The following is a 22,706-nucleotide window of genomic DNA, read 5'->3' as shown; positions in this document are numbered from 1 at the left end:
CCTCACATGCGTTCGAAGGAGCGGCGCAGCTCCCAGTCGGTGACCGCGGCGTCGAAGGCGTCCAGCTCGACGCGCGCCATGTTGCGGTAGTGCGCGACGACTTCGTCGCCGAAGGCGGCCTTGGCGATCGGGCTGGTCTCCCAGAGCTCGGCGGCCTCGCGCAGGGTCGTGGGGACGTGCTCGAAGTCGGCGGAGTAGGCGTTGCCGGGACAGGGCTCGGGCAGCTCCAGCTTCTGCTCTATGCCGTACAGGCCGGCCGCGACCAGGCCGGCCACGGCGAGGTGCGGGTTGACGTCCCCGCCGGGCAGCCGGTTCTCGAAGCGCATCGAGCGGCCGTGGCCGACGACGCGCAGGGAGCAGGTGCGGTTGTCGTAGCCCCAGGCGACCGCGGTCGGGGCGAAGGAGCCGGGCTGGAACCGCTTGTAGGAGTTGATGTGGGGCGCGTACAGCAGGGAGAAGTCCCGCAGCGCGGCGAGCTGCCCGGCGAGGAAGTGGCGCATGACGTCCGACATGCCGCCCTCGCCGTCCCCGGGCATGGCGTTGTTGCCGGCCGTGTCCGCGAGGGAGAGGTGGATGTGGCAGGAGTTGCCCTCGCGCTCGTTGTACTTGGCCATGAAGGTGATCGAGACGCCCTCCTGGGCGGCGATCTCCTTGGTGCCGGTCTTGTAGATCGCGTGCTGGTCACAGGTGACCAAGGCGTCGTCGTACTTGAACGCGATCTCGTGCTGGCCGGGGTTGCACTCGCCCTTGGCGGACTCGACGACAAGGCCGGCGCCCGCCATTTCGTTGCGGATGCGACGCAGCAGGGGCTCGATCCGGCCCGTCCCCAGCACCGAGTAGTCGATGTTGTACTGGTTCGCCGGCGTGAGCCCTCTGTAGCCCGCGTCCCAGGCCTGCTCGTAGGTGTCCTTGAAGACGATGAACTCCAGCTCGGTACCCACCTTGGCGGTGTACCCGTGCTCGGCGAGGCGCTCCAGCTGGCGGCGCAGGATCTGGCGGGGCGCGGCGACCACCGGCGAGCCGTCGCTCCAGGCGAGGTCGGCGACGAGCATGGCCGTGCCGGCGTTCCAGGGGACGCGGCGGAGCGTGGCCAGGTCGGGGTGCATGGCGAAGTCGCCGTAGCCGCGGTCCCAGGACGACATCTCGTAGCCGTCGACGGTGTTCATCTCGGTGTCGACGGCGAGGAGGTAGTTGCAGCCCTCGGTGCCGTGGTGGAGGACCTCGTCGAGGAAGAAGCGGGCGGCGAACCGCTTGCCCTGGAGCCGCCCTTGCATATCGGGGAAGGCCAGGACGACAGTGTCGATCTCACCGCTCGCGACGAGGGCGTGCAGCTCCTCGACGCTCAGCGGGGGTGTGCGGTCTGCCACGGGAGAGCCTCCATTCGGCTACTTCGGTCAGCCGGGAGCCATAAGGTATTGCTGATGACCATTGCTTGGGAAGGGGGTACGGCCACATGTCGCAGGCGGACACGGAGCACGGGGCGCCCGGGGCCGACGACCGGCTGACGTCGGTCCTGCGGCCGGTGCGGGCCGGCAACGGCTTCGAGGAGGCCCTGGAGCAGATCCTCCAGGTGGTCCGGCTCGGCCTGGTGCCGGGCGGCGAACGGCTGCCCGCGGAGCGCGAGCTGGCGGACCGGCTGGGGATCAGCCGGGTGACGCTGCGCGAGGTGCTGAAGGTGCTCCAGGACCAGGGGCTGGTGGAGTCGCGGCGCGGGCGCTACGGCGGAACGTTCGTGCTGCCGCGGCCGGTGACACCGGGCGAGGAGGAGCTGCGCCGCCGCCTGAAGGACGTCGACGTCGAGGACACGCTGCGCTTCCGCGAGGTCCTGGAGGTGGGCGCGGCCGGCCTCTGCGCGGCGCACGGGCTGGACGACGAGCAGGCCGACCGGCTCCGCGCGGCCCTGACCCGCACGCACGACGCCCCGCTCGCCGAGTACCGCCGCCTGGACACGCTGCTGCACCTCACGCTCGCCGAGCTGTCCGGCTCCCCCACCCTCACCGCCCAGTACGCGGCCGTACGCGCGACGGTCAACGATCTGCTCGACTGCATTCCGCTTCTCGTCCGCAATCTGGAGCACTCCCAGCGCCAGCACACCGCCCTGGTGGAGGCCGTGATCGAGGGGAACGCCGAATGCGCGCGGGAGATCATGCGCGAGCACTGCGGGGGGACGGCGGCGCTGCTGCGCGGCTTCCTGGGCTGAGCGCGGCCACGCCCGCCGACGAGTGGATTTACAGGCGATTAACGCAAGGGTATTGCCTTTGAGCGGCCGACACCGCAAAGGTATGCATCCATTCCATTGAGCCGGAGCCCGGTCGACCCCACCGTGCCCGGAACTGCACCGGTGTCCACCGCACGTGGGGAGTTGGCCATGTCCCTCGAATCCACAAGCACACCCGCCGCCGCTGAGGCGGACGACTATCTCAAGCGCAGAGCACTGCGCCGCGGCAGCGCCGGCTGGGTGCTGCTGACCGGTCTCGGCGTCGCGTACGTCGTCTCCGGCGACTACTCCGGCTGGAACTTCGGCCTGGCGGAAGGCGGCTTCGGCGGCCTGGCGATCGCCATGGTGCTCATGGGCGCGATGTACGCGTGCATGGTCTTCGCCCTCGCCGAACTGTCCTCGATCCTGCCGACGGCGGGCGGCGGCTACGGCTTCGCCCGCCGTGCCCTGGGCCCGTGGGGCGGCTTCCTGACCGGCACGGCCATCCTCATCGAGTACGTCCTCGCGCCCGCCGCCATCGTCATCTTCATCGGCGACTACGTCGAATCGCTGGGCCTGTTCGGCCTGGAGTCCGGCTGGCCGATGTACCTGGTCTGCTTCGCGATCTTCCTCGGCATCCATCTCTGGGGCGTCGGCGAGGCGCTGCGCTTCAGCTTCGTCGTCACCGGGATCGCGGTGCTCGCCCTGATCGTGTTCGCGCTGGCGGCGCTGCCCCACTTCTCCTTCGGCTCGCTCGACGACATCCCGGTCGACGCCTCGGCCGCGGGGTCCAGCTCCTGGCTACCTTTCGGGCTGCTCGGCATCTGGGCGGCGTTCCCCTTCGGGATGTGGTTCTTCCTGGGCGTCGAGGGGGTGCCGCTGGCCGCCGAGGAGACCAAGGAGCCGGCCCGTACGCTGCCGAAGGCGATCCGCTGGTCGATGGCCATCCTGGTGGTGCTGGCCGTGGTGACCTTCTTCGCGGCGGCCGGCGCACGTGGCTCCGCGGCGATCCAGGAGGCGGGCAACCCGCTGGTCGAGGCGCTCCAGCCGGACGGCGAGGCGACGACGCTGAGCCGCATCGTGAACTACGCGGGCCTGGCGGGCCTGGTGGCGTCGTTCTTCTCTCTCATCTACGCGGGCTCGCGCCAGCTGTTCGCCCTGTCCCGCGCGGGCTACCTCCCCCGCTTCCTCTCCCTGACCAGCCGCCGCAAGGCGCCGTACCTGGGCCTGCTGGTGCCCGGCACGATCGGCTTCCTGCTGGCGGCGGTGTCGGGTGACGGCGCGCGGATGCTGAACATCGCGGTGTTCGGCGCGACCATCTCCTACGCGCTGATGTCCCTGTCACACATCGTGCTGCGCCGCAGGGAGCCGGAGCTGGCACGGCCGTACCGCACACCGGGCGGGGTGCTGACGTCGTCGGTCGCCCTGGTCCTGGCCTGCGCGGCGCTGGTGGCGACGTTCCTGGTGGACGTGACGGCGGCCCTGATCGCGCTGGCGGTGTACGTGGTGGCCGTCGGGTACTTCGGTCTCTACAGCCGTAAGCGGCTGGTGGCGAAGGCGCCGGAGGAGGAGTTCGCGGCGCTGGCGGCGGCCGAGGCAGAGTTGGCACGGGACTGAACGCTTCGCTGTGAATTCGCTGTGAAGGAGTACGAGCATCGTGGGCAGGCCGTTGATCGGGGTCAGCACCTATCTGGAGTCCGGTGCGCGCTGGGGCGTGTGGGAGCTGGAGGCGGCGCTCCTGCCGGCCGGCTATCCGCGGCTGGTGCAGCGGGCGGGCGGACTGGCCGCGATGCTGCCACCGGACGACCCGGCCCACGCCGCGGCCGCTGTGGCCCGCCTTGACGGACTGGTCATCGCGGGCGGGCCGGACGTCGAGCCGGTGCGGTACGGGGCCGAGCCGCATCCCCGCACCGGGCCGCCGGCGCGGGAGCGGGACGCCTGGGAGCTGGCCCTCATCGACGCTGCGCTCGCGGAGGGGGTTCCGCTGCTGGGGATCTGCCGGGGGATGCAGCTCCTCAACGTCGCTCTCGGGGGCACGCTGGTTCAGCACCTCGACGGGCATGCGGAGGTCGTGGGCGTCTTCGGCAGCCATACCGTCAAGCCGGTGCCGGGGACTCTGTACGGCGGCGTTGTGCCGGAGGAGACGTCGGTGCCGGCGTATCACCACCAGGCCGTGGATCGGCTGGGCGCGGGGCTCGTCGCGTCGGCGTATGCGGAGGACGGAACGGTGGAGGCGGTGGAACTGCCGTCGGCGGCCGGGTGGGTGTTGGGGGTGCAGTGGCATCCGGAGATGGGGGTGGACGTGCGGGTGATGGGGGGGTTGGTGGCGGCGGCTGCGGGTGGTGCGTGACGCGGGGACGGTTGAACTTCCGCGCCGGTTCAGCCGGTCCAGCCCGTCCGGCGTTCGAGGACGAGACCGTTCAGGCCGAAGCGGAGGTCTGGGGGCGGCAGCCCCCAGGTACGAGGCGCCGGGGGCGAAGAACTACCCCCGAGTCAGCGACAGCAACTCCCTCGCCGGCCCCGCCGGCCGATGCCCCGTCGGCCACACCGCTCGCAGGTCCCGCGCCAGGGACACACCCGCCACCGGCACACTCACCAGCCGCCGCATCGAGAGCTCCTCACCCACCGCGAGCTCGCTCAACACCGCAGGCCCCGCCCCGCTCACCGCCGCAGCCTTGACCGCAGTCGTCGAGGACAGCTCGATCAGCGGCCGGGCCAACCCGCCCAGCGCCACGTCGAGGACCTGCCGCGTGCCGGAACCCTTCTCGCGGAGGATCAGCGGAGTCACCGCAAGCTCGGACGCCTCCAGCGGGCGTCGCCGCCGGGCCCAGGCATGACCCGGCGCCGTCACCACGATCAGGTTGTCGTGGGCGATGACGACGGAGTCCAGCCCGGAGGGGACGGTGAGCCCCTCCACGAACCCCAGGTCCGCCTCGTCGGCCAGCAGCCGCTCCGCGACGGCCGCCGAGTTCCCGGCGAGCAGGGACACCGCGGTGTCGGGGAGCTGCGCGCGCAGGGCGAGGAGCCATCCCGGCAGCAGGTACTCCGCGATCGTCATGCTGGCGGCCACCCGCAGCCGCGAGTCCCGCCGGTCCCGCAACGCCTGCGCCCCCACGTCGAACGCCTCCGCGGCCTCCACGATGCGCCGCGCCCAGTCCGTCACCAGCGCCCCGGCGTCCGTGAGCCGGGACCCTCTCGGCGACCGGTCCACCAGCGCCACCCCCAGCTGGCGTTCCATCGACCGGATCCGGCTGCTCGCCGCCGGCTGGGTGATCCCCAGCTCACGCGCCGCCCCACCGAGACTTCCGAGCCGCGCCACCGCCAGCAGCAACTCCAGCGCACCGAGATCCGGAACGCGATGCGCCAGGGTTCCCGCGCGAAACTGCCCCTCCGCCGCCTCTGTCATAAGCCCAGTTTATGTGCTCATAGAGCCAAACTCCCTGGTCGTGGACCACACAGCGCGCGACGCTGAGCACATGGTCACCGCTGTCCGTCATCTCGGACCCCATTGGTACGCCGCCGTCATGGGCACCGCCGCCGTCGCCACCGCCGGAGCCGGACTGCCGGTCCAGGTCCCCGGTCTGCGTACCGTCTGCACAGCCGTCTGGGCGCTCTCCCTGATCCTCCTCGCCACCCTGCTCGCGGCCCGCGCCCTGCACTGGACCCACCACCGTGACCAGGCCCGCGCCCACCTCCTCGACCCGGCCACGGCACCCTTCTACGGCTGCCTCGCCATGGCCCTGCTGGCCGTCGGCGGCGGTGCGATCACCGTCGGGCGGGACTGGATCGGGACCGGGGCAGCCGTCGCGCTCGACGCCGTGCTGTTCGGCGCCGGTACGGTCATCGGGCTGGCGGCCGCGATCGCCGTGCCGTATCTGATGGCCGTACGCCATCGCATCGAGCCCTCGCAGGCCACGCCCGTGTGGCTGCTGCCGCTCGTCGCGCCCATGGTGTCCGCCGCACTCGGGCCGCTGCTCGTGCCGCATCTGCCGGCCGGGCAGGCCCGCGAGACGCTGCTGCTGGCCTGCTTCGCGATGTTCGGGCTCAGTCTGCTCGCCACCCTGCTGATGCTGCCGATCGTCTTCGCGCGGCTGATCACGGGCGGTCCCCTGCCCCTCGTCCTCACTCCGACGCTGTTCCTGGTGCTGGGTCCCCTCGGGCAGTCCACCACCGCCGTCGGCATCTTCGCGGACATCGCCCCGGGCGTGGTCCCGGAGCCGTACAGCGAGGGTTTCGGCATTCTCGCCGTCCTGTACGGCGTCCCCGTCATGGGCTTCGCCCTGCTGTGGTTCGGGCTCGCCACCGCCCATGTCGTACGCGCCCGGCGGCACGGCATGGGCTTCGCGATGACCTGGTGGGCGTTCACCTTCCCGGTCGGCACCTGCGTGACCGGCGCCGAGGCACTGGGCAGGCACACCGGGCTCGTCGTGTACGAGGGGCTCGCCGTCGGGCTGTACTTCGTACTCGTCGGCGCCTGGGCCGTGGCCTTCGTGTGCACCGCGCGCGGTCTGCTCAGCGGCGTGCTGCTCGCAGGGCCCCGGACAGCACTCGTGGTGCGTCGGCCAGTGACGGGCCGTACCACGTCAGGTGCCGTCCGCTGACGAGTGCGCAGGGCAGGCCGGGAAAGGCCTCCGGGCCGTCGTCGGCCGTGAAGAGGTACGGCTCGTCGGGGAGGACGACGACGTCGGGGGCCGCTGCGCGCAGGTCGTCCAGGGGGATGCGCGGGTAGCGGCCCTCGTGCGCCGCGTACAGGTGGTCCACGCCCAGGCGGGCCAGGACGTCGCCCGCGAAGGTGTCGCGGCCCAGCACCATCCAGGGGCGCCGCCAGATCGGGACGACGGCCGTCGTACGGCGGTCCGGGGGCGGAAGTGACGTCCAGGACTGCTCGGCCTCGTCCAGCCATCGTGGGCGTGTCCCCACTCCACATGCCGCCAGGACCCGTGCCAGCTCGCCGAAGGCCTGCGGCACGTCCCGCACCTCGGTCACCAGGACCTCGATGCCGGCCGCGCGCAGGGCGGCGAGGTCGGGCGCGCGGTTCTCCTCCTCGTTGGCGATCACGAGGTCGGGGGCAAGGGCGACGATGCGGTCGACCCCGGGGTTCTTGGTGCCGCCGACGCGGGTGACGTCCAGGCCGGCGGGGTGGCTGCACCAGTCCGTGGCGCCGACGAGGACGCCGGGGGCGGCCGAGGTGGCGACGGCCTCGGTGAGCGACGGCACCAGGGAGACGACGCGCATCAGCGCCCCGGCCGGTCCCGGACCGCCTCGATGTGTTCGGCCACCGCGACGACGACCACGCGCGTGTCCGGCACGGTCGCCCGCCAGCGGTGGCGCACCCCGCCGGTGAGGTACAGGGTGTCGCCGCGGCCGAGGCGGTACGCGCGGCCCTCCGCCTCGATCTCGACGGCGCCGTCGGCGACGTACATCAACTGGTCGTTGCGGTACTGGAATTCACGGCCCGCGTCATGGTCGCCGGTGAACTCCGAGGCGTGCATCTGGTGGTGACCCCGCACCAGGGAACGCACCCGGGGGTCGGGCCCCCACTCGCTCACATCGGCCCGTACCACGTCGACACTGCATGCCGGGTCGGCCGCGGCGAGGAGTTCGACGGCGGTCGTACGCAACGCGTCGGCGACCTTCTCGAGGGAGCTTCTGCTGGGGCGTGCCCGGTCGTTCTCGACCTGGCTCAGGAAAGGCACCGACAGGCCGCTGCGCTCGGCCACGACGGCGAGGGTGAGCTCGAGCGCGCGACGGCGCCGACGCACGGCCGCGCCCACTCGAAGGGGCTGTTCTTTGTGGTCGCCCATCGCTCCGGCTCCCTCCTTCGCTCGTCGGTCCAGGGTCCTCGCACCCGCCGCCCGGCGCACACCTTCTGTTGGGTTCTCTGCACCCTACGCATGTTCGGCAAACCGTTTCATGCGCCTGTCACATCGACGACACATCGGGGGGAGTACGACCCACCGGTTCGCGCCAGCGGATCGGCTCCCCCGATGCACCGGGTACCCCTGTCCCGCCCCTGACTCCCGCTCAGCACGCGAGAGCTGCTGTTCTGTTCAATGCGTCGGCGCCCCCCTGTGTTCCCTCGTCTCCTATGGGTGGAGTGCCTGGTCAGCGGGGTGATGCGGGGGTGGCGGACCGGCCTTGAAGTCGGTGCCGGCGGCGCGGAGTTGGCAAGGCCGGGCTCGGGTGGCGGGGTAGCGCTGCGTGGTTGGCCGGATCCTTTTCGTAGGCATGCCAGGTGCCTCTGCGGGCCCGCATGCCGCGAGGGGTGGGTCCGTCGTACGCAGGGGAAGACGTACGGCGGGACCCACCCCTCGGGCGGCGGTCCGGGGCTGTCAGGTCACCCGGCCGCCTGGCTCTTCTGCGACCCGGCGACCGGAGCCCACTTGTCCACCAGGCCCGGGTTCTGCTTCAGCCAGGAGCGGACGGCGTCCTGCTCCTTGCCCTTGCCGGCCTTGGTGATCTGCGACTCCAGGCCGGTGAGCTGCTTCTCCGTCATGGAGAAGTTCTTCAGCCACTCGGCGACCTCGGGGTTGTCATGGGCGAAGCCCTTGCGGGCGAGCGTGTGCACGCCGTCGCCCTTGCCCCAGGCACCCTTGGGGTCCTTGAGCTTCGTCAGGTCGTAGTCGCTGTACGCCCAGTGCGGCGACCAGAGCGTGACGGCGATCGGCTCCTTCTTGGCGTACGCGCGCTTGAGCTCGGCCAGCATCGCGGGCGTCGAGCCGTCGACGACCTCGTAGGAGTCCTCCAGGCCGTACTCCTTGAGGACCTTGTCCTTGAGCATGCCCATCATTCCGGCGCTCGGCTCGATGCCGATGATCTTGCCCTTGAACTTGGAGGCGTTGTTCTTGAGGTCCTCCATGGAGTCGACGCCCTTGACGTACGACGGGACGCTGAGCTCGAGGGAGGTGGGGCCGTACCAGGAGCCGAGGTCCTCGAGCTGCTTGCCGTACTTCTTCCAGTACTCGGCGTGCGTGGTGGGCAGCCAGGAGTCCGTCTCGAAGTCGATCTGACCGGTGGCGAGGCCCGTGTAGAGGGGGCCCGCGGAGTACTGGCTGGTGGTGGCCTCGAAGCCGCGGCGCTCCAGCATCTCCTTCCACAGGAACGTGGAGGCGATGCCCTCGTCCCAGGGGATGTAGCCGAGCTTGATCTCCTTGCCCTTGCCGACGTTCGTGGCAGAGGCCTCCGCGGTGCCCGCGGAGGGGCCGAAGACGCCCAGGCCACCCGCGACGAGGGCCAGGACGGCGACGCCGGCGACGGCGACGACCGGGCGGGGCCGGTGGTTCCAGACCTTGACGCCGCCCGCGGCGCGGGCCTTGGCGGCGGCACGGCGGCCGAGCGGGGAGATCTGGGCGCCGAGCGCGCCGGTGATGCGGTCCAGGTAGATGGCGAGGACGACGATGCCGACGCCCGCCTCGAAGCCGAAGCCGATGTCGAGCTGGCCGATGGCCTCGTTGACCGCGCCGCCGAGGCCGCCGGTGCCGACCATGCCGGCGATGACGACCATCGACAGGCTCAGCATGATCACCTGGTTGATGCCGGCCATGATGGTCGGCAGGGCGAGCGGCAGCTGTACCCGCAGCAGGGTGTCGCGCGGCGCGGTGCCGAACGCCTCGGCGGCCTCGACCAGTTCCGCGTCCACCTGGCGGATGCCGAGCTCGGTCATGCGGACGCCGGGCGCGAGCGCGAAGATCAGGGTGGCGATGACGCCGGCGGCGGTGCCCAGGCCGAAGAAGAGGATGGCCGGGATCAGCAGCACCATCGACGGCATCGTCTGGAGCAGGTCCAGGACGGGCCGTACGGCGGCGCTGACCGCCTTGGAGCGGGCCGCCCAGATGCCCAGCGGGATCGAGACGACCAGGGCGATCACGGTCGCGACCAGCACCAGGGCCAGCGTCGACATGGCCCGGTCCCACAGTTCGAGCGAGTCGACCAGTGCGAAGCCGGCGAAGGCCAGGACGCCCGGGACGAGGCCGCGCAGCCACCAGGCCAGCACGGCGAGGATGCCCGCGAGGAGCAGGGGTTCGGGGGCGGTCAGGACGGCGTTGACGGCGTTGTACATGCCCTCGACGACCGCTTTGATCGCGTCGAAGAGCCAGGACATGTGGGTGACGAGCCAGTCCACGCCGGAGTCGACCCAGTCACCGAGATTCAGCCTAGGCACGAGCGGCCACCTTCCCGTCCGGGGTGTCGCAGGGCGTGGGATCGGCACTCTCGTCGCCGAGGAAGCCGACCAGCCGCTGCTGCGGCACGACGCCTATGACCTTGTTGTCCGCGTCCACGACCGAGACACGGTGCGACAGCCGGGCGCTGATGGCGCACAGCTCCGCGAAGGTCGTCTCGCCGGTCGCGGTCTCGCAGGCGCACAGGGGGGCGTCGGCGGTGACCGTGGTGTCCATGAGGGCGCTCGCGGTGAGCACCCGGGAGCGGTCGACGTCCTGGATGAAGGAGGCGACGTAGTCGTTCTCCGGGCGCAGGAGGATGTCCTCGGCCGTGCCGGTCTGCACGATGCGGCCGTCGCGCATGACGGCGATGCGGTCGCCCAGGCGCATGGCCTCGTTGAGGTCGTGGGTGATGAAGACGATCGTCTTCTTCAGGGAGCGCTGCAGCTCCAGCAGTTGGTCCTGCATGTCGCGGCGGATCAGCGGGTCGAGCGCGCTGAAGGACTCGTCCATGAGGAGCAGGTCGGCGTCGGTGGCGAGCGCGCGGGCGAGGCCCACGCGCTGCTGCATGCCGCCGGACAGCTCGTCGGGCCAGGACTTCTCCCACCCGGCCAGACCGCACAGGGCCAGCGCCTCGCCGGCGCGCTTCTCGCGCTCGGCGCGGGGCACGCCCTGCACGGCCAGGCCGTAGGCGGCGTTCTCCAGCACACTGCGGTGCGGGAAGAGCGCGAAGTGCTGGAAGACCATGCTGATCTTCTTCGCGCGGACCTCGCGCAGCTCGCGGTCGCTGATCGAGGTCAGGTCCTGGCCGTCGAAGCGCACGTGCCCCGCGGTCGGCTCCAGCAGCCCGTTGAGCATGCGCAGCAGCGTGGACTTGCCGGACCCGGACAGGCCCATGACGACGAAGATCTGGCCCGGCTCCACGGTGAAGGAGGCGTCGATGACGGCGGCGGTGGTGCCGTCCGCGCGCAGTTCCTCCCGGTCGGCTCCCTGGCGGAGCCGCGCCACGGCCTCGTCCGGTCGTCTCCCGAACACCTTGTAGAGCTGTTCGGCTTCAAGCCTGGATGACACGTGTACCTCTTGTCTCGACGGCAAAGGAAGGGAGTGACGGGCGCAACAGTTGAATACGCAAGCGACGTCACTCCGGGAGCGCGCCTGCCCTGCTTCCCCGGACACAAACGCGCAAGTGGTCCAGGCCACAGCCGCTGTCGGTCGGGGCCACTGTCAGTGCGGTACGGCATGATGCGTGGCGTGACCGGACGACTGATGCTCCTCGACACCGCCTCGCTCTACTTCCGCGCCTACTTCGGCGTCCCGGACTCGGTGAAGGCCCCGGACGGCACGCCGGTGAACGCCGTGCGCGGGCTCCTCGACTTCATCGACCGCCTGGTCAAGGACCACCGTCCGGACGCCCTGGTCGCCTGCATGGACGCCGACTGGCGGCCCCAGTGGCGGGTCGATCTGATCCCCTCCTACAAGGCGCACCGCGTGGCCGAGGAGCGCGAGGCGGGGCCGGACGAGGAGGAGGTGCCCGACACCCTGTCGCCGCAGGTGCCGGTCATCGAGGAGGTCCTGGACGCCCTCGGCATCGCGCGCGTGGGGGTCGAGGGGTACGAGGCGGACGACGTGATCGGCACGTTCACCGCGCGGGCGAAGGGCCCGGTCGACATCGTCACCGGCGACCGCGACCTGTACCAGCTGGTGGACGACGCGCGCGGAATCCGGGTGCTGTACCCGCTCAAGGGTGTGGGCACCCTCCAGCTCACCGACGAGGCGTGGCTGCGCGAGAAGTACGGCGTGGACGGCCGCGGGTACGCCGATCTGGCGCTGCTGCGCGGCGACCCGAGCGACGGCCTGCCGGGCGTACCCGGGATCGGCGAGAAGACGGCCGCGAAGCTGCTCGCCGAGTTCGGCGACCTGGCCGGGATCATGGCGGCGGTCGACGACCGGACCGCGAAGCTCACGCCCTCGCAGCGCAAGCGGCTGGACGAGTCGCGGCCGTACGTCGCCGTCGCCCCGACGGTCGTGCGGGTCGCGGCCGACGTCCCGCTGCCCGACGTCGACACGGCGCTGCCGCGCACGCCCCGGGATCCGGCGGGGCTGGACGAGCTGGCGGTGCGGTGGGGCCTGGGCGGGTCGCTGCAGCGGTTGCTGGTGACCCTGGGGGCGTGAGAACACCGGGGGCGCGCAGAGCGTCCCGAACGTGCGCATGGGGCTCGTGACGTGGGGAAGTCGGTCCCTGCGTGCGCGACATGCACCATTTCATGAACGTTCATAGCGGCATTCGCCAGGAGGAGATGCTAACTTAGGTAAACCTAAGCTTGGAACGAGGGAGGCCAGTGATGGCACTACGCCCTGCCCGCAAGCCGCGGAAGCCCCACAGCGCGCAGGTCATCCGCACGGAACGGCTGACCCCGCACATGCAGCGTGTGGTGCTGGGTGGCGACGGGCTCGCCGAATTCGCGGCGGACACGTGCACCGACCATTACGTGAAGATGCTGTTCTCCCCCACGGGCGTGAGCTACCCCGAGCCCTTCGACCTGGAGCGCATCCGCGAGGAGCTGCCGCGCGAGCACTGGCCGGTGACGCGGACGTACACGGTGCGCGCGTGGGACCCCGAACACCGTGAGCTGACGCTGGACTTCGTGCTGCACGGCGACGAGGGCCTGGCCGGCCCGTGGGCGATGCGCGCCCAGCCGGGCGAGACCGTGCGCTTCATGGGCCCAGGCGGCGCCTACGCCCCCGATCCCGAGGCCGACTGGCATCTGCTCGTCGGGGACGAGAGCGCGCTGCCCGCGATCGCCCGTTCCCTCGAATCGCTGCCCGGCGGCGCCAAGGCGTACGCCTTCGTGGAGATCGCCGGGCCCGAGGAGGAGCAGAAGATCGACTCCGACATCGAGGTCATCTGGCTGCACCGCGGCTCGCGCCCCGTCGGCGAGGCCCTGGTCGAGGCCGTGCGCACGCTGGACTTCCCCGAGGGCCGGGTGCACGCGTTCGTGCACGGCGAGGCGCACTTCGTGAAGGAACTGCGTCAGCTGTTGCGGGTCGAGGGCGGCCTGCCCCGCGAGGACCTGTCGATCTCCGGCTACTGGCGCCTCGGTCACAACGAGGACGGCTGGCAGGCCTCCAAGCGGGACTGGAACGCGCGGATCGAGGCGGAGCAGGAGGGGTCGGCACCGGCCGCGTAGGCCTGCGCACCTCCAAGGGGCGGCACCTTCGAAGGTGCCGCCCCTTCGCCGTGCCCGGAGGAGCGCGAGCGCCCTGCCCGGAGGATCGCGAGCGCCCTCCCCGGACGATCGCAAGGCCCTCGGCGGCGTGAGGACTTGGGCCCGCCCCGGACATGCCCACGTCATGCGGACGAAACAGCGCGTCCCTAATTTCTGTCGCCCGACAGGAACTCTCGCGCCGCTGTGCGAAAGCAGGTTGCCGCCATGACGAGCACCGTCCCCGCCCACATCCGCCCCGACCCACCGCAACACGACCCCGACACAGGCTCCCTCGCCGCGTTCGGCTACCGGCAGGAACTGCACCGCAGTCTCGGCCGGTACGCCTCCTTCGCGGCGGGCTTCTCCTTCATCTCCGTGCTGACGACCCTCTTCCAGTTCTTCGCGTTCGGGTACGCGTTCGGCGGCCCCGTCTTCTTCTGGGCCTGGCCGGTGGTGCTCGCCGGGCAGCTGCTGGTGGCCGCCTGCTTCGCGGAACTGGCCGCGCGTTATCCGATCTCGGGCGCGATCTACCAGTGGTCGTCACGGCTGTCGAACGTCACCTTCGGCTGGTTCGCCGGCTGGGTCATGGTGATCGGGCAGATCGTGGTGGTCGCGGCGGCGGCGCTGGCCCTGCAGATGGTGCTGCCCGCACTCTGGTCCGGCTTCCAGCTGATCGGCACCGACCCCGCACCGACGTCGGCGGACGGCGCGGCCAACGCGGCCCTGCTCGGCGTGGTCCTGCTGACGCTCACCACGCTGGTGAACCTCCTCGACAACCGCGTGATGTCGGTGATCAACCGGGTCGGTGTGACCGCCGAGATCATCGGCGCCGTACTGATCGTCGCGCTGCTGCTGACCCACTCCGAGCGCACCCCCGGCATCACCTTCCACACCGCGGGCGCCGCCGAGTCGGGTCTGCTGGGCGCGCTGCTGGTCGGCTCGTTCACGGCGGCGTACGTGCTGATCGGCTTCGACAGCGCGGGTGAGATGAGCGAGGAGACACACCACCCGCGCCGCACCGCGCCCCGCACGATCCTCACCGCGCTCGGCGCCGCCGGCCTGCTCGGTGGCCTGCTCGTCCTCGGCGGACTGCTCGCCGCGCCCAGCCTCACCGACGGCCGGCTGGCGGTCGACGGCCTGAGCTACGTCCTGACGAGCAGCCTGGGCGACGGCGTGGGCAGGGCCCTGCTGGCCGACGTGGTCGTGGCCATCACCGTGGCGACCCTCGCCATCCAGACGGCAGCCTGCCGGATGCTGTTCTCGATGGCCCGCGACGGCCAACTCCCCTTCTCCCGCCGCCTCGCCCGGGTCAATCCGCGCACCGGCATGCCCGGCGCACCCGCCGTGGTGGTCGGTGCCCTCGCCGCGGCCCTGCTGCTGCTCAACTTCGCCTCGCCGGAGGCGTTCCTGGCCATCGGCACGACCTGCATCGTCCTGCTGTACCTGGCGTACGCGATGGTCACCGGCCCGCTGCTGGTGGCCCGCCTGCGCGGCCGGTTCACCACCGACGGCACCGACGAGACGGGCAACCCCCTGTTCTCCCTGGGCCGCTGGGGCGTCCCGGTCAACGCCCTCGCGCTCCTGTACGGCCTCGTCATGACCGTCAACCTCGCCTGGCCGCGGGCGGCGGTGTACGACCCGGCGGGCGGGCACTGGTACTTCCAGTACTTCACCGTGCTGTTCCTGGGCGTGACAGTGGTCGCCGGAGTGGGATTCCGGGCGTACCGCCGGCGCAGCGCGGTCTCGACGGCCGTACCGGAGGCGGCGGTTGGGGAAGCGGCCGGATAGCCGGACGCGGCGGCCCGCGCGGCGGAGCGTCCGGTCAGTCGCCCTGAACGCGCGCGTGCAGATGCATGTCGTGCCAGCCGTCGCTGTGCAGGGCGGAGCTGCGCTTGGTGCCCTCCAGCAGGAAGCCGGCCTTGCCGGCGACACGGCAGGACGCCTCGTTGCGGATCGCGTGCAGCAGTTCGAGGCGGTGGAAGCCGATGTCGTCGAGCGCCCAGCGGGCCAGGGTGGTTGTGGCGCGTGCCGCGACGCCCCGGCCCCGGGCCTCGGCGGTGGTCCAGTACGCGACCTCGGCCGTGCCGTCGTCGAGATGGACCTCACGCAGGGCCACGCGCCCGAGCAGCCGGTCGCTCCCCGCGTCGACGACGGCCCATTGCGGTGCCCGCTCCTCGGTCCAGGCGGTCAGCCACTCCTCGATCCAGCCGCTGACCTCGGCCACGGAGTCGGCGGCACGCGCGTGCCACTGGTGCATCACCGGGTCCTGGAAGGCGGCGTGCACGGCGGGCGCGTCCTCGGCCCGCCATGGACGCAGGAACAGGCCGTCAGCGGTGGGGAGCGTGGGCTGCGGGATGCGGGCCAGGGTTCCGGCGGGCAGGACGGGGCTGGTCAGGAAGGGCATGTGCGGGATCCTGCCAATCCGTGCGGACGGGTCCAACGGGTTTTCCGGCGCCGTACGCTTGATCGTGATGAGACGCCGTCCCCCGCCCCCGCCCTCTCCCCTGCCGCAGCGCGACGGGATCGACGCCGTGCGGGTCCGCCTGCCCTTCGACGGGGCCTGGGCGACCGTGCGAGAGCATCTGGTGGAGCGGCTCGCGGGGGCCGGGCCCGGCGTCGTCGCGGGGATGTTCGAGGCGGGGCGGGTCGTCGGGGCGGACGGGGCGGCGGTGGCGCCGGACGCGGCGTATGTGCCGGGGATGTTCGTGTGGTTCCACCGGGAGCTGCCCGCGGAGGTGCCGGTGCCGTTCGCGGTGGACGTCGTCCATCGCGACGAGCACATCGTCGTCGCCGACAAGCCGCACTTCCTCGCCACCACCCCGCGCGGCGGCCATGTCACCCAGACCGCGCTGGCGCGACTGCGCCGGGAGCTGGGCATCCCGGCGCTGGGCGCCGCGCACCGGCTCGACCGGCTCACCGCCGGACTGGTCCTGTTCACGGTGCGGCCCGAGGAGCGCGGTGCGTATCAGACGCTGTTCCGGGACAAGCTGGTGCGCAAGGAGTACGAGGCAGTGGCACCGTACGATCCCGCGCTCGCCCTGCCCCGGACCGTGCGCAGCCGCATCCTCAAGGAGCGCGGGGTGCTCGCCGCCCGGGAGGTCGAGGGCGAGCCGAACGCCGTCACCGGGGTCGAGCTCGTCGAGCACCGGGCCGACGGATTGGCCCGCTACCGGCTGGCGCCCGCCACCGGGCAGACGCATCAGCTGCGGGTCCATATGAACGCCCTGGGCGTACCGATCCTCGGCGACCCGCTCTACCCCGAGGTGACCGCCCCCGTCCCGGCCGACGACTTCCGGCGCCCGCTCCAACTGCTGGCGCGAGCCCTGGAGTTCACCGATCCGGTCACGGGGACGGAACACCGGTTCCGCAGCACGAGGTCCCTTGAGGCCTGGGTCTCGTACGGCGGTTGGGCGGCTGAGGAGCCGCGTACTGGGTCGGCTCAGTAGCCCCGCCACCAGATCAGGAAGCGCCGCCAGGCGCCCTGCGGGCGGACCGGTTCCGGGGTCGGAACGGGCTGTTGCGGTGCGACCGTCTGGGCTGCCGGCTGCGCCTGCGGGGTGCCCACGTGCCAGGTCGGGCGCTGGGGTGCGACCGGGGCGCGACCGGGCCGCTGCTTGATGTCCTGCGGCGGCTTCGGCGCGAAGCGGGCCGGCATTTCCACCAGGTGGGCCGAGGCGATCGACTGCCGCCACTCCAAATCGCCCTCGTCGCAGTCGAGTTCGACGTCGGGCAGACGCATCAGGAGCGCGTCGACGCCGACTTCGGCGATCGCACGGCCGATGTCCGCGCCGGGGCACTCGTGCGGTCCGCCACCGAAGGCGAGGTGGGAACGGTTGCCCATCATGTTGGCGGACAGGTCGGGGCGTACCCGCGGGTCGACGTTGCCCGGGGCGGGGGCGAAGAGGAGCCCGTCGCCCTGCCGGATGCGCTGGCCGCCGAGCTCGGTGTCCTGCTTGGCGAAGTAGGCGAAGACGGTGCTGAACGGCGGCTCGTCCCACAGGGACTGCTCGACCGCCTGGGGAACCGTCATCTGACCGCCGCTGAGCTGGGCGCGGAAGCGCGGGTCGGTGAGGACCACGCGCAGCACGTTGGCGAGGAGGTTGGTGGTGGCCTCGTAGGCCGCGATGAGCACGACCCTCAGGTGCTGGCCGATCTCGTCGTCGGTGAGCCGCGCCGGGTGGTTGATGAGGTGGGTCGCGAAGTCCTCCTCCGGCTGGGCCCGGCGCTTGGCCGTGAGCCGCATCAGCGCGTCCATGATGTACGCGTTGCTGGCGATCGCGGTCTCGGTGCCCTTGAGCATGTCGCGGGCGGCCTCGACGATTCGGTCGTTGTACTCGTCGGGCATGCCGAGGATCTCGCACATCACGGCCATCGGGAGGTGCTCGGCGAACTGGCTGACCAGGTCGGCGCGGCCCTCCTCGCAGAACCGGTTGACGAGTCGCTGCGTGGAGCGGTTGATGTGCCGGCGCATACCGCGGTGGTCGATGGTGGACATGGCGCCGGTGACCGCGCTGCGCAGCCGCAGGTGTTCGTCGCCTTCTGCGTGGGAGCAGATCGGCTGCCAGGCGATGTGCGGCATCAGCGGGTGGTCGGGCTTGACCTGGCCGTCCAGGAGCGGGCTCCAGATGCGGCTGTCGCGGCAGAACTGCGAGGGCGTGCGCACCATGTGCAGGTTCTCGGTGTGGCCGAGGACCACCCACATCGGCACGTCGTCGTGGAGGAGTACGGGCGCCACCTCGCCGTGCTGCTCGCGCAGTTGCTCGTACAGCTCGCTCAGGTCCGCCGCCTCGTGGAGCCGGTGCAGTCCGCCGGGGCCCAGTCCGAGTCCGTGGGCGGGGCAGCCGGGCGGCGGAGTGGACAGGGAGTCGTGCGTACCGGTCGTGGAATGGGATTCAGGCATCACAGGGGTCGCTCCGAAGTGGATCCGGTGTCAGGGGAGTCAGGGCGGATGCGGATGCAGGGGGTCGCAGGGGTCGCCGGATGCACGGGGGTGGGATCGATCCGGCGGACGGGTCTACCTGAGCGCGCCCGACATGGCGAGCGAGTGCAGGAAGCGCATCAGGGTCATCAGGACGTCACGGCTGGAGGCCCGGCGGCGTACGTCGCACTCGACGATGGGGATCTCCGGGTCCAGGTCGAGGGCCGCACGCAGGTCGTCGACGGGATAACGGGGCCCGTCGGGGAAGGAGTTGACGGCGACGACGAACGGCACGCCGCGCTCCTCGAGACGCCCTATCACGTCGAAACTGACTTCCAGCCGACGGGTGTCGATCAGCACGACCGCGCCCAGCGCGCCCTCGAACAGCCCGTTCCACAGGAACCAGAAGCGCTCCTGGCCAGGGGTGCCGAAGAGATACAGCACGAGCTGGTCGGTGATGCTGATGCGGCCGAAGTCCATCGCGACCGTCGTGGCCGTCTTGGTGTCCGAGCCGAAGTTGTCGTCGACACCGATGCCGGCCTGCGTCATGGTCTCCTCGGTCGTCAGCGGCCTGATCTCGCTGACAGAGCCGACCATCGTCGTCTTGCCGACCCCGAAGCCGCCCACGATCACGATCTTGACCGCGGCCTCGGCCGTGTGCGGCAGCTGGTCCTCGGTCCGTGGACCGGGGATGGTGTCAGAGCCTTTGAAGTCCATGCATCACCGCTTCGAGAAGGGACCGGTCGGCGACGGACTTGCGCACGAGGGGGGCGCGCGCCGTCACCAGGTCGGCCGTCAGCATGTCGGTGAGCAGGACCGTCATCGCGCTGAACGGCAGATTCAGGTAGGCCGAAAGTTCGGCCACGGACAGAGGGGTCGTGCAGAGCCGGAGCAGCGCCGTTTGCTCGGGCGCGGAGGAGGGCGATGGGACGGCGCTCGCCACGATTAAGGTGACCAGGTCGAGCTCGGCGCGCTCGGCACCGTCCTTCCCCGCCACCACGAAGAGCCGTTCCGGGTTCTTCTTCACACCCGGCCGGAGTGGCGGTGGCGGCGGGGGCAACGGCTCCTTGGGAAATCGCCGCTGGCGTTTCGGAGGAGTCATACGGTCTGCCCGTTGCGCCTCGACGGACTGGTGAGATGGGCCCCGATGCGGCTGACGAGGTCCGACATGCGGTTGCTCATCAGTCCGGGTTCGGCGAACGTGTCGGAGAGCACGGCGAGATACGCGTTGGCGCCGGCGGCCATGAGATAGAAGTAGCCGCCGTTGATCTCGATGAGGACCATCTTCATCTTGCCGTCGCTGTTGGGGATCTCCGTGGCGACGGCGGTCGCCAGGCTCTGCAGGCCGGCACAGGCCGCGGCGACGCGGTCGGCGGTGTCGGGGTCGCCGCCGTAGCGGGCGATGCGCAGTCCGTCCGCGGAGAGCACCACGATCATCTCGATGCCCGGTACGCCGTCGTGGAGCTCCTTGAGCATCCAGTCGAAGTTGGCGCGCTGCTGGATCACTTGAGGTCCCCCTCGTCGTCGGCCTCGGCACGGGCCGGTCGGCCCGGCTGGGTTCGCGGCTGGAGTGTGTAGGGGTCGGGCTTGTCCTTGAGTCCGTTCCAGAAGGCCTCGACCCACGCACCGGGCGCGGGCTCGTCCACCGCCGGCTCGGGCTCGGGCTCGGGTTCCGGCTTGGCCGTCGACCAGATCGTCGGCCTGCCCTCCCGTTCGGCCTGTTCGATGGCCGCCTGCTCGGCGATCCGCTTGCTGAGCGGGGTCTTGACCCGGCTGCGGCGCTGCGGCAGCCCGTTGGCGGTCCACTCGGTGACCACGGGGACGTCGTCCTCCATGGCGACCGTGGCCGGGATCTTCGGGCTGGTGGGCCGCCGCTTCTTGGCGCTGCGCTTGGGGCCTTCGACGGCGCCGGGGCTGAGATCGGGCGCGGCGGCGGCGCCGATGCCGTGGGCGTAGCCGGGTGCCGGGTCGGTGGTCAGCATCTCGCGCGGGATGATGAGGACCGCGCGGACACCGCCGTACGCGGAAGTGCGCAGGGAGACCTGCATGTTGAACGCCGTGCACAGACGGCCCACGACGGCGAGACCCAGCCGCGGGGACTCGCCGAGCTCCTGGAGGTCGCTGCCCTCCTTGGCGCGCTCCAGCATGTTCTCGACCCGGGCGCGGGCCTCCTCGCTGAGGCTGACGCCCGCGTCCTCGATCTCGATCGCGATGCCGGTCTGCACCTCGGTGGCGGTGACGTGCACCTCGGTCTGCGGCGGCGAGTACCGGGTGGCGTTGTCGAGGAGTTCGGCCGCGGCGTGGATGACCGGCTCGACGGAGATACCGCGCACGTTGACCGCGACGATGGAGTCCAGCTTGATGCGGCGGTACTCCAGGATCCGGGACATGGCGCCGCGCAGCACGCTGTAGAGCTGGACGGGGTTGGGCCACTGCCGGCCGGGGCGGCCGCCGCCGAGCACGGAGATGGAGTCGGCGAGCCGGCCGATCAGCATGGTGCCGTGGTCGATGCGCAGGAGGTCGTCGAAGACCTCGGGGTTGCGGCCGTGGTCCTCCTCCATCTCCCGGAGTTCCTCGGACTGCTGGTGGACGATCGACTGGACGCGGCGGGCGATGTTGACGAAGGACCGCTGGGCGGAGTCGCGCAGGGCTTCCTCGCGGTCGACGATGTTGAGCATCGACTTCACCAACTCCACCTGTGCGGGTGGGAGTTGGGCGTAGGAGGGGTCGATCAGGGCGAGGTCGCGAATCACCTCATGGGGTGAATGGTCGCAGCGCAGCCGGTAGATCGCGGCGGGCGTGATCTCCGTGGCGAGGCGCTTCATCTCCTCGTCGTGGGAGGCGATACGCCGTTCCAGGTACGCAGTGTGACGGTCGTGCTCGGCCCGCACGTCCCGCAGGGTGCGACCGCGGCGCACCGCTTCGGCCACGGCTGCCAGCACCAGCAGCATGGCAACGGCACCGCTCACACCGACGGCCGTCCGTGCCGGTTCAGCCACCACGGCGACGGCTGCTCCGGTCGCCGCGGCCATCAGTATCGCCGGGAGCAACAGTGCGCGCGCATAAGGCAGTTCACGGCGTCTGGGCGGGGATTGAACGCTCACCATGTGGGCCCTCTGAAACGAATCGGGTGGGTGTAGGGGGAGCTTGCAGTGGGGTACGTCATGGGTATGTCGGAATCTTCTGCATGTTTGGGAACAAGCGCACGATTACACCTCAACTCGGTGCGCTGCGGGCGAGCTTAGTCCGACCGGATCATCGCTGTGTCATATTCAGCAAGCGCCTGAAACGGGGCGCGCGGCGGTAGTACGCTCGGCTCCATTTATACGCTCGGATTACATTCGTACACGGTGCGTCACTGCGTACGCGTGTGCGAAGAGTACTCACCGTGACGGGTGAAGGTCGGGTTCCGGTCGCCGGTCGGCGGCTGGTTCAGATCCCGGCGATACGCAGCGCCGCGTCGGCCGTGGCCTCGGCGAACACCGATACCGGGCGCTCCGGATCGGACCGGTGCACGAGGATGACGCCCTCGATCAGACCGAACAGCAGATCCGTACGCAGCTCCAGCTCACTCTTGGCGAGTGCGCCGCCCGCGGCCGTGGCGTCGAGCAACTGACGGTAGGCGTCCTTGAGTTCCGCGCGCACGGCGTGGAAGCCGGCGAACCGTTCGGCGCGCACCTCGGGCAGCAGGTAGAGCCCGCCGAGGTTGTGCGGTCCGCCGCACAGCAGCTCCACGTCCGTGCGGCACAGCTCCCACAGCCGGTCCTCGGCCGGGACCGAATCGTCGGCGAGGAGCTCACGGGCGTACGTGAGCGAGGGCGTGACCGTGGATTCCAGGAGCTCGGCGAGGAGCTCCTCCTTGCCGGAGACGTAGTGGTACATCGACGCCTGCCGCATGCCCGCCCGCTCGGCGACGGCACGGGTGGTGGTGGCGGCGTAGCCCCGGGTGGTGAACAACTCCGCGGCGGCGGCCAGCAGTTCCTCGCGGGGCGAGAGGCCGCTGTCCGGCCGCTGCGCGGCCCGCGGCCTGCCGACCCGGCGACCCGCCGGTCCACCCACTGTTCCCATGCGTTCGATCCTCGCACACGGCCCCGGCCAGGAGATCTTCCGGCGCGGCGCGGGCGCCCGGGGCGGGTCTCCGTGAGGGCTCGGTAACCGACCGGCAACACCCGGGCAACGCCGGCGACCCGCCCGACTCCTAATTTCTGTCGCGCGACAGAAATGAA

The 22,706-nt window shown here is 71.1% G+C and carries 21 protein-coding genes; 8 read left to right on the top strand and 13 right to left on the bottom strand.

Annotated elements, in window-relative coordinates:
• Positions 1-2: 2 nt before the first annotated feature.
• A complete protein-coding gene (locus tag ACZ7M7_RS25570) occupies positions 3-1,367 on the bottom strand; it encodes a glutamine synthetase family protein (RefSeq protein WP_472120522.1) in 1,365 nt (454 codons plus the stop codon).
• 86 nt (positions 1,368-1,453) lie between these two features.
• Here ACZ7M7_RS25570 and ACZ7M7_RS25565 point away from each other — a divergent pair, with 86 nt between their 5' ends.
• The 3 genes from ACZ7M7_RS25565 to ACZ7M7_RS25555 all read left to right on the top strand — a co-directional run bounded on the left by ACZ7M7_RS25565 (position 1,454) and on the right by ACZ7M7_RS25555 (position 4,547).
• Positions 1,454-2,200 carry a FadR/GntR family transcriptional regulator gene (locus ACZ7M7_RS25565; protein WP_369269952.1) on the top strand — a complete coding sequence of 249 codons (747 nt, stop codon included), beginning with the start codon at positions 1,454-1,456 and terminating at the stop codon, positions 2,198-2,200.
• Positions 2,201-2,368: 168 nt separating this feature from the next.
• Entirely contained in the window at positions 2,369-3,814 is a 1,446-nt protein-coding gene (eat, locus tag ACZ7M7_RS25560) for an ethanolamine permease (protein WP_383607722.1), read from the top strand.
• A gap of 37 nt (positions 3,815-3,851) precedes the next feature.
• Positions 3,852-4,547 carry a gamma-glutamyl-gamma-aminobutyrate hydrolase family protein gene (locus ACZ7M7_RS25555; protein WP_472120784.1) on the top strand — a complete coding sequence of 232 codons (696 nt, stop codon included), beginning with the start codon at positions 3,852-3,854 and terminating at the stop codon, positions 4,545-4,547.
• A gap of 132 nt (positions 4,548-4,679) precedes the next feature.
• Here ACZ7M7_RS25555 and ACZ7M7_RS25550 read toward each other — a convergent pair whose 3' ends face one another.
• Positions 4,680-5,603 carry a LysR family transcriptional regulator gene (locus ACZ7M7_RS25550; protein WP_383607721.1) on the bottom strand — a complete coding sequence of 308 codons (924 nt, stop codon included), beginning with the start codon at positions 5,601-5,603 and terminating at the stop codon, positions 4,680-4,682.
• 70 nt (positions 5,604-5,673) lie between these two features.
• Here ACZ7M7_RS25550 and ACZ7M7_RS25545 point away from each other — a divergent pair, with 70 nt between their 5' ends.
• Complete coding sequence (locus ACZ7M7_RS25545) at positions 5,674-6,798, top strand: TDT family transporter (RefSeq protein WP_472120519.1); 1,125 nt, start codon at positions 5,674-5,676, stop codon at positions 6,796-6,798.
• On the opposite strand, the gene ACZ7M7_RS25540 is transcribed toward ACZ7M7_RS25545, so the two are convergent.
• The 4 genes from ACZ7M7_RS25540 to ACZ7M7_RS25525 all read right to left on the bottom strand — a co-directional run bounded on the left by ACZ7M7_RS25540 (position 6,710) and on the right by ACZ7M7_RS25525 (position 11,427).
• Positions 6,710-7,432, bottom strand: coding sequence for a helical backbone metal receptor (locus ACZ7M7_RS25540; RefSeq protein ID WP_472120517.1), 723 nt, complete (start codon positions 7,430-7,432; stop codon positions 6,710-6,712). The two genes, ACZ7M7_RS25545 and ACZ7M7_RS25540, sit on opposite strands and share 89 nt — an antisense overlap.
• A complete protein-coding gene (locus tag ACZ7M7_RS25535; RefSeq protein ID WP_383629219.1) occupies positions 7,432-8,001 on the bottom strand; it encodes a helix-turn-helix domain-containing protein in 570 nt (189 codons plus the stop codon). The genes ACZ7M7_RS25540 and ACZ7M7_RS25535 overlap by 1 nt, the downstream gene beginning before the upstream one ends.
• 533 nt (positions 8,002-8,534) lie before the next feature.
• Positions 8,535-10,358: an ABC transporter permease/substrate binding protein gene (locus ACZ7M7_RS25530; RefSeq protein ID WP_472120514.1), complete on the bottom strand. Its 1,824-nt coding sequence runs from the start codon at positions 10,356-10,358 to the stop codon at positions 8,535-8,537.
• On the bottom strand, positions 10,351-11,427 hold the full coding sequence (locus tag ACZ7M7_RS25525) for a quaternary amine ABC transporter ATP-binding protein (protein ID WP_383607716.1): 1,077 nt from the start codon (positions 11,425-11,427) through the stop codon (positions 10,351-10,353). The genes ACZ7M7_RS25530 and ACZ7M7_RS25525 overlap by 8 nt, the downstream gene beginning before the upstream one ends.
• Before the next feature lie 171 nt (positions 11,428-11,598).
• On the opposite strand from ACZ7M7_RS25525, the gene ACZ7M7_RS25520 reads away from it, so the two are divergent.
• From ACZ7M7_RS25520 to ACZ7M7_RS25510, 3 genes are all read left to right on the top strand, one after another.
• Entirely contained in the window at positions 11,599-12,528 is a 930-nt protein-coding gene (locus ACZ7M7_RS25520; RefSeq protein WP_383607948.1) for a 5'-3' exonuclease, read from the top strand.
• 170 nt (positions 12,529-12,698) lie between these two features.
• Positions 12,699-13,544 (top strand): siderophore-interacting protein, encoded by an 846-nt coding sequence (locus ACZ7M7_RS25515; protein ID WP_383607715.1) that lies wholly within the window; start codon positions 12,699-12,701, stop codon positions 13,542-13,544.
• A gap of 243 nt (positions 13,545-13,787) precedes the next feature.
• Positions 13,788-15,350 (top strand): amino acid permease, encoded by a 1,563-nt coding sequence (locus ACZ7M7_RS25510; RefSeq protein WP_472120511.1) that lies wholly within the window; start codon positions 13,788-13,790, stop codon positions 15,348-15,350.
• Between the two features lie 34 nt (positions 15,351-15,384).
• On the opposite strand, the gene ACZ7M7_RS25505 is transcribed toward ACZ7M7_RS25510, so the two are convergent.
• Positions 15,385-15,966 carry a GNAT family N-acetyltransferase gene (locus ACZ7M7_RS25505; protein ID WP_472120509.1) on the bottom strand — a complete coding sequence of 194 codons (582 nt, stop codon included), beginning with the start codon at positions 15,964-15,966 and terminating at the stop codon, positions 15,385-15,387.
• A gap of 67 nt (positions 15,967-16,033) precedes the next feature.
• Between ACZ7M7_RS25505 and ACZ7M7_RS25500 the strand changes: the two genes are divergently transcribed.
• On the top strand, positions 16,034-17,008 hold the full coding sequence (locus ACZ7M7_RS25500; protein WP_472120507.1) for an RluA family pseudouridine synthase: 975 nt from the start codon (positions 16,034-16,036) through the stop codon (positions 17,006-17,008).
• Here ACZ7M7_RS25500 and ACZ7M7_RS25495 read toward each other — a convergent pair.
• From ACZ7M7_RS25495 to ACZ7M7_RS25470, 6 genes are all read right to left on the bottom strand, one after another.
• Positions 17,002-18,465: a cytochrome P450 gene (locus ACZ7M7_RS25495; protein ID WP_472120505.1), complete on the bottom strand. Its 1,464-nt coding sequence runs from the start codon at positions 18,463-18,465 to the stop codon at positions 17,002-17,004. The genes ACZ7M7_RS25500 and ACZ7M7_RS25495 overlap by 7 nt on opposite strands.
• A 111-nt stretch (positions 18,466-18,576) precedes the next feature.
• Positions 18,577-19,197 carry a GTP-binding protein gene (locus ACZ7M7_RS25490; RefSeq protein WP_383607710.1) on the bottom strand — a complete coding sequence of 207 codons (621 nt, stop codon included), beginning with the start codon at positions 19,195-19,197 and terminating at the stop codon, positions 18,577-18,579.
• Positions 19,178-19,582 (bottom strand): DUF742 domain-containing protein, encoded by a 405-nt coding sequence (locus ACZ7M7_RS25485; RefSeq protein ID WP_472120503.1) that lies wholly within the window; start codon positions 19,580-19,582, stop codon positions 19,178-19,180. The genes ACZ7M7_RS25490 and ACZ7M7_RS25485 overlap by 20 nt, the downstream gene beginning before the upstream one ends.
• Positions 19,579-19,986 carry a roadblock/LC7 domain-containing protein gene (locus ACZ7M7_RS25480; RefSeq protein ID WP_328428875.1) on the bottom strand — a complete coding sequence of 136 codons (408 nt, stop codon included), beginning with the start codon at positions 19,984-19,986 and terminating at the stop codon, positions 19,579-19,581. Before ACZ7M7_RS25480 ends, ACZ7M7_RS25485 begins: the two co-directional genes overlap by 4 nt.
• On the bottom strand, positions 19,983-21,587 hold the full coding sequence (locus ACZ7M7_RS25475) for a sensor histidine kinase (RefSeq protein WP_472120500.1): 1,605 nt from the start codon (positions 21,585-21,587) through the stop codon (positions 19,983-19,985). The genes ACZ7M7_RS25480 and ACZ7M7_RS25475 overlap by 4 nt, the downstream gene beginning before the upstream one ends.
• Positions 21,588-21,912: 325 nt before the next feature.
• Positions 21,913-22,548 carry a TetR/AcrR family transcriptional regulator gene (locus ACZ7M7_RS25470; RefSeq protein ID WP_472120498.1) on the bottom strand — a complete coding sequence of 212 codons (636 nt, stop codon included), beginning with the start codon at positions 22,546-22,548 and terminating at the stop codon, positions 21,913-21,915.
• Positions 22,549-22,706: the final 158 nt, after the last annotated feature.

The organism is Streptomyces sp. NPDC111606 (assembly GCF_055656945.1).
This window is presented reverse-complemented; position numbering and strand designations above follow the sequence as displayed.

Bases quoted from the DNA above. Each gene is read 5' to 3' on its own strand.
- ACZ7M7_RS25565 (WP_369269952.1), top strand. From the start codon at position 1,454: ATGTCGCAGGCGGACACGGAGCACGGGGCGCCCGGGGCCGACGACCGG.
- eat (WP_383607722.1), top strand. From the start codon at position 2,369: ATGTCCCTCGAATCCACAAGCACACCCGCCGCCGCTGAGGCGGACGAC.
- ACZ7M7_RS25550 (WP_383607721.1), bottom strand. From the start codon at position 5,603: ATGACAGAGGCGGCGGAGGGGCAGTTTCGCGCGGGAACCCTGGCGCAT.
- ACZ7M7_RS25545 (WP_472120519.1), top strand. From the start codon at position 5,674: ATGGTCACCGCTGTCCGTCATCTCGGACCCCATTGGTACGCCGCCGTC.
- ACZ7M7_RS25540 (WP_472120517.1), bottom strand. From the start codon at position 7,432: ATGCGCGTCGTCTCCCTGGTGCCGTCGCTCACCGAGGCCGTCGCCACC.
- ACZ7M7_RS25535 (WP_383629219.1), bottom strand. From the start codon at position 8,001: ATGGGCGACCACAAAGAACAGCCCCTTCGAGTGGGCGCGGCCGTGCGT.
- ACZ7M7_RS25520 (WP_383607948.1), top strand. From the start codon at position 11,599: ATGCGTGGCGTGACCGGACGACTGATGCTCCTCGACACCGCCTCGCTC.
- ACZ7M7_RS25515 (WP_383607715.1), top strand. From the start codon at position 12,699: ATGGCACTACGCCCTGCCCGCAAGCCGCGGAAGCCCCACAGCGCGCAG.
- ACZ7M7_RS25510 (WP_472120511.1), top strand. From the start codon at position 13,788: ATGACGAGCACCGTCCCCGCCCACATCCGCCCCGACCCACCGCAACAC.
- ACZ7M7_RS25505 (WP_472120509.1), bottom strand. From the start codon at position 15,966: ATGCCCTTCCTGACCAGCCCCGTCCTGCCCGCCGGAACCCTGGCCCGC.
- ACZ7M7_RS25500 (WP_472120507.1), top strand. From the start codon at position 16,034: ATGAGACGCCGTCCCCCGCCCCCGCCCTCTCCCCTGCCGCAGCGCGAC.
- ACZ7M7_RS25490 (WP_383607710.1), bottom strand. From the start codon at position 19,197: ATGGACTTCAAAGGCTCTGACACCATCCCCGGTCCACGGACCGAGGAC.
- ACZ7M7_RS25485 (WP_472120503.1), bottom strand. From the start codon at position 19,582: ATGACTCCTCCGAAACGCCAGCGGCGATTTCCCAAGGAGCCGTTGCCC.
- ACZ7M7_RS25475 (WP_472120500.1), bottom strand. From the start codon at position 21,587: ATGGTGAGCGTTCAATCCCCGCCCAGACGCCGTGAACTGCCTTATGCG.
- ACZ7M7_RS25470 (WP_472120498.1), bottom strand. From the start codon at position 22,548: ATGGGAACAGTGGGTGGACCGGCGGGTCGCCGGGTCGGCAGGCCGCGG.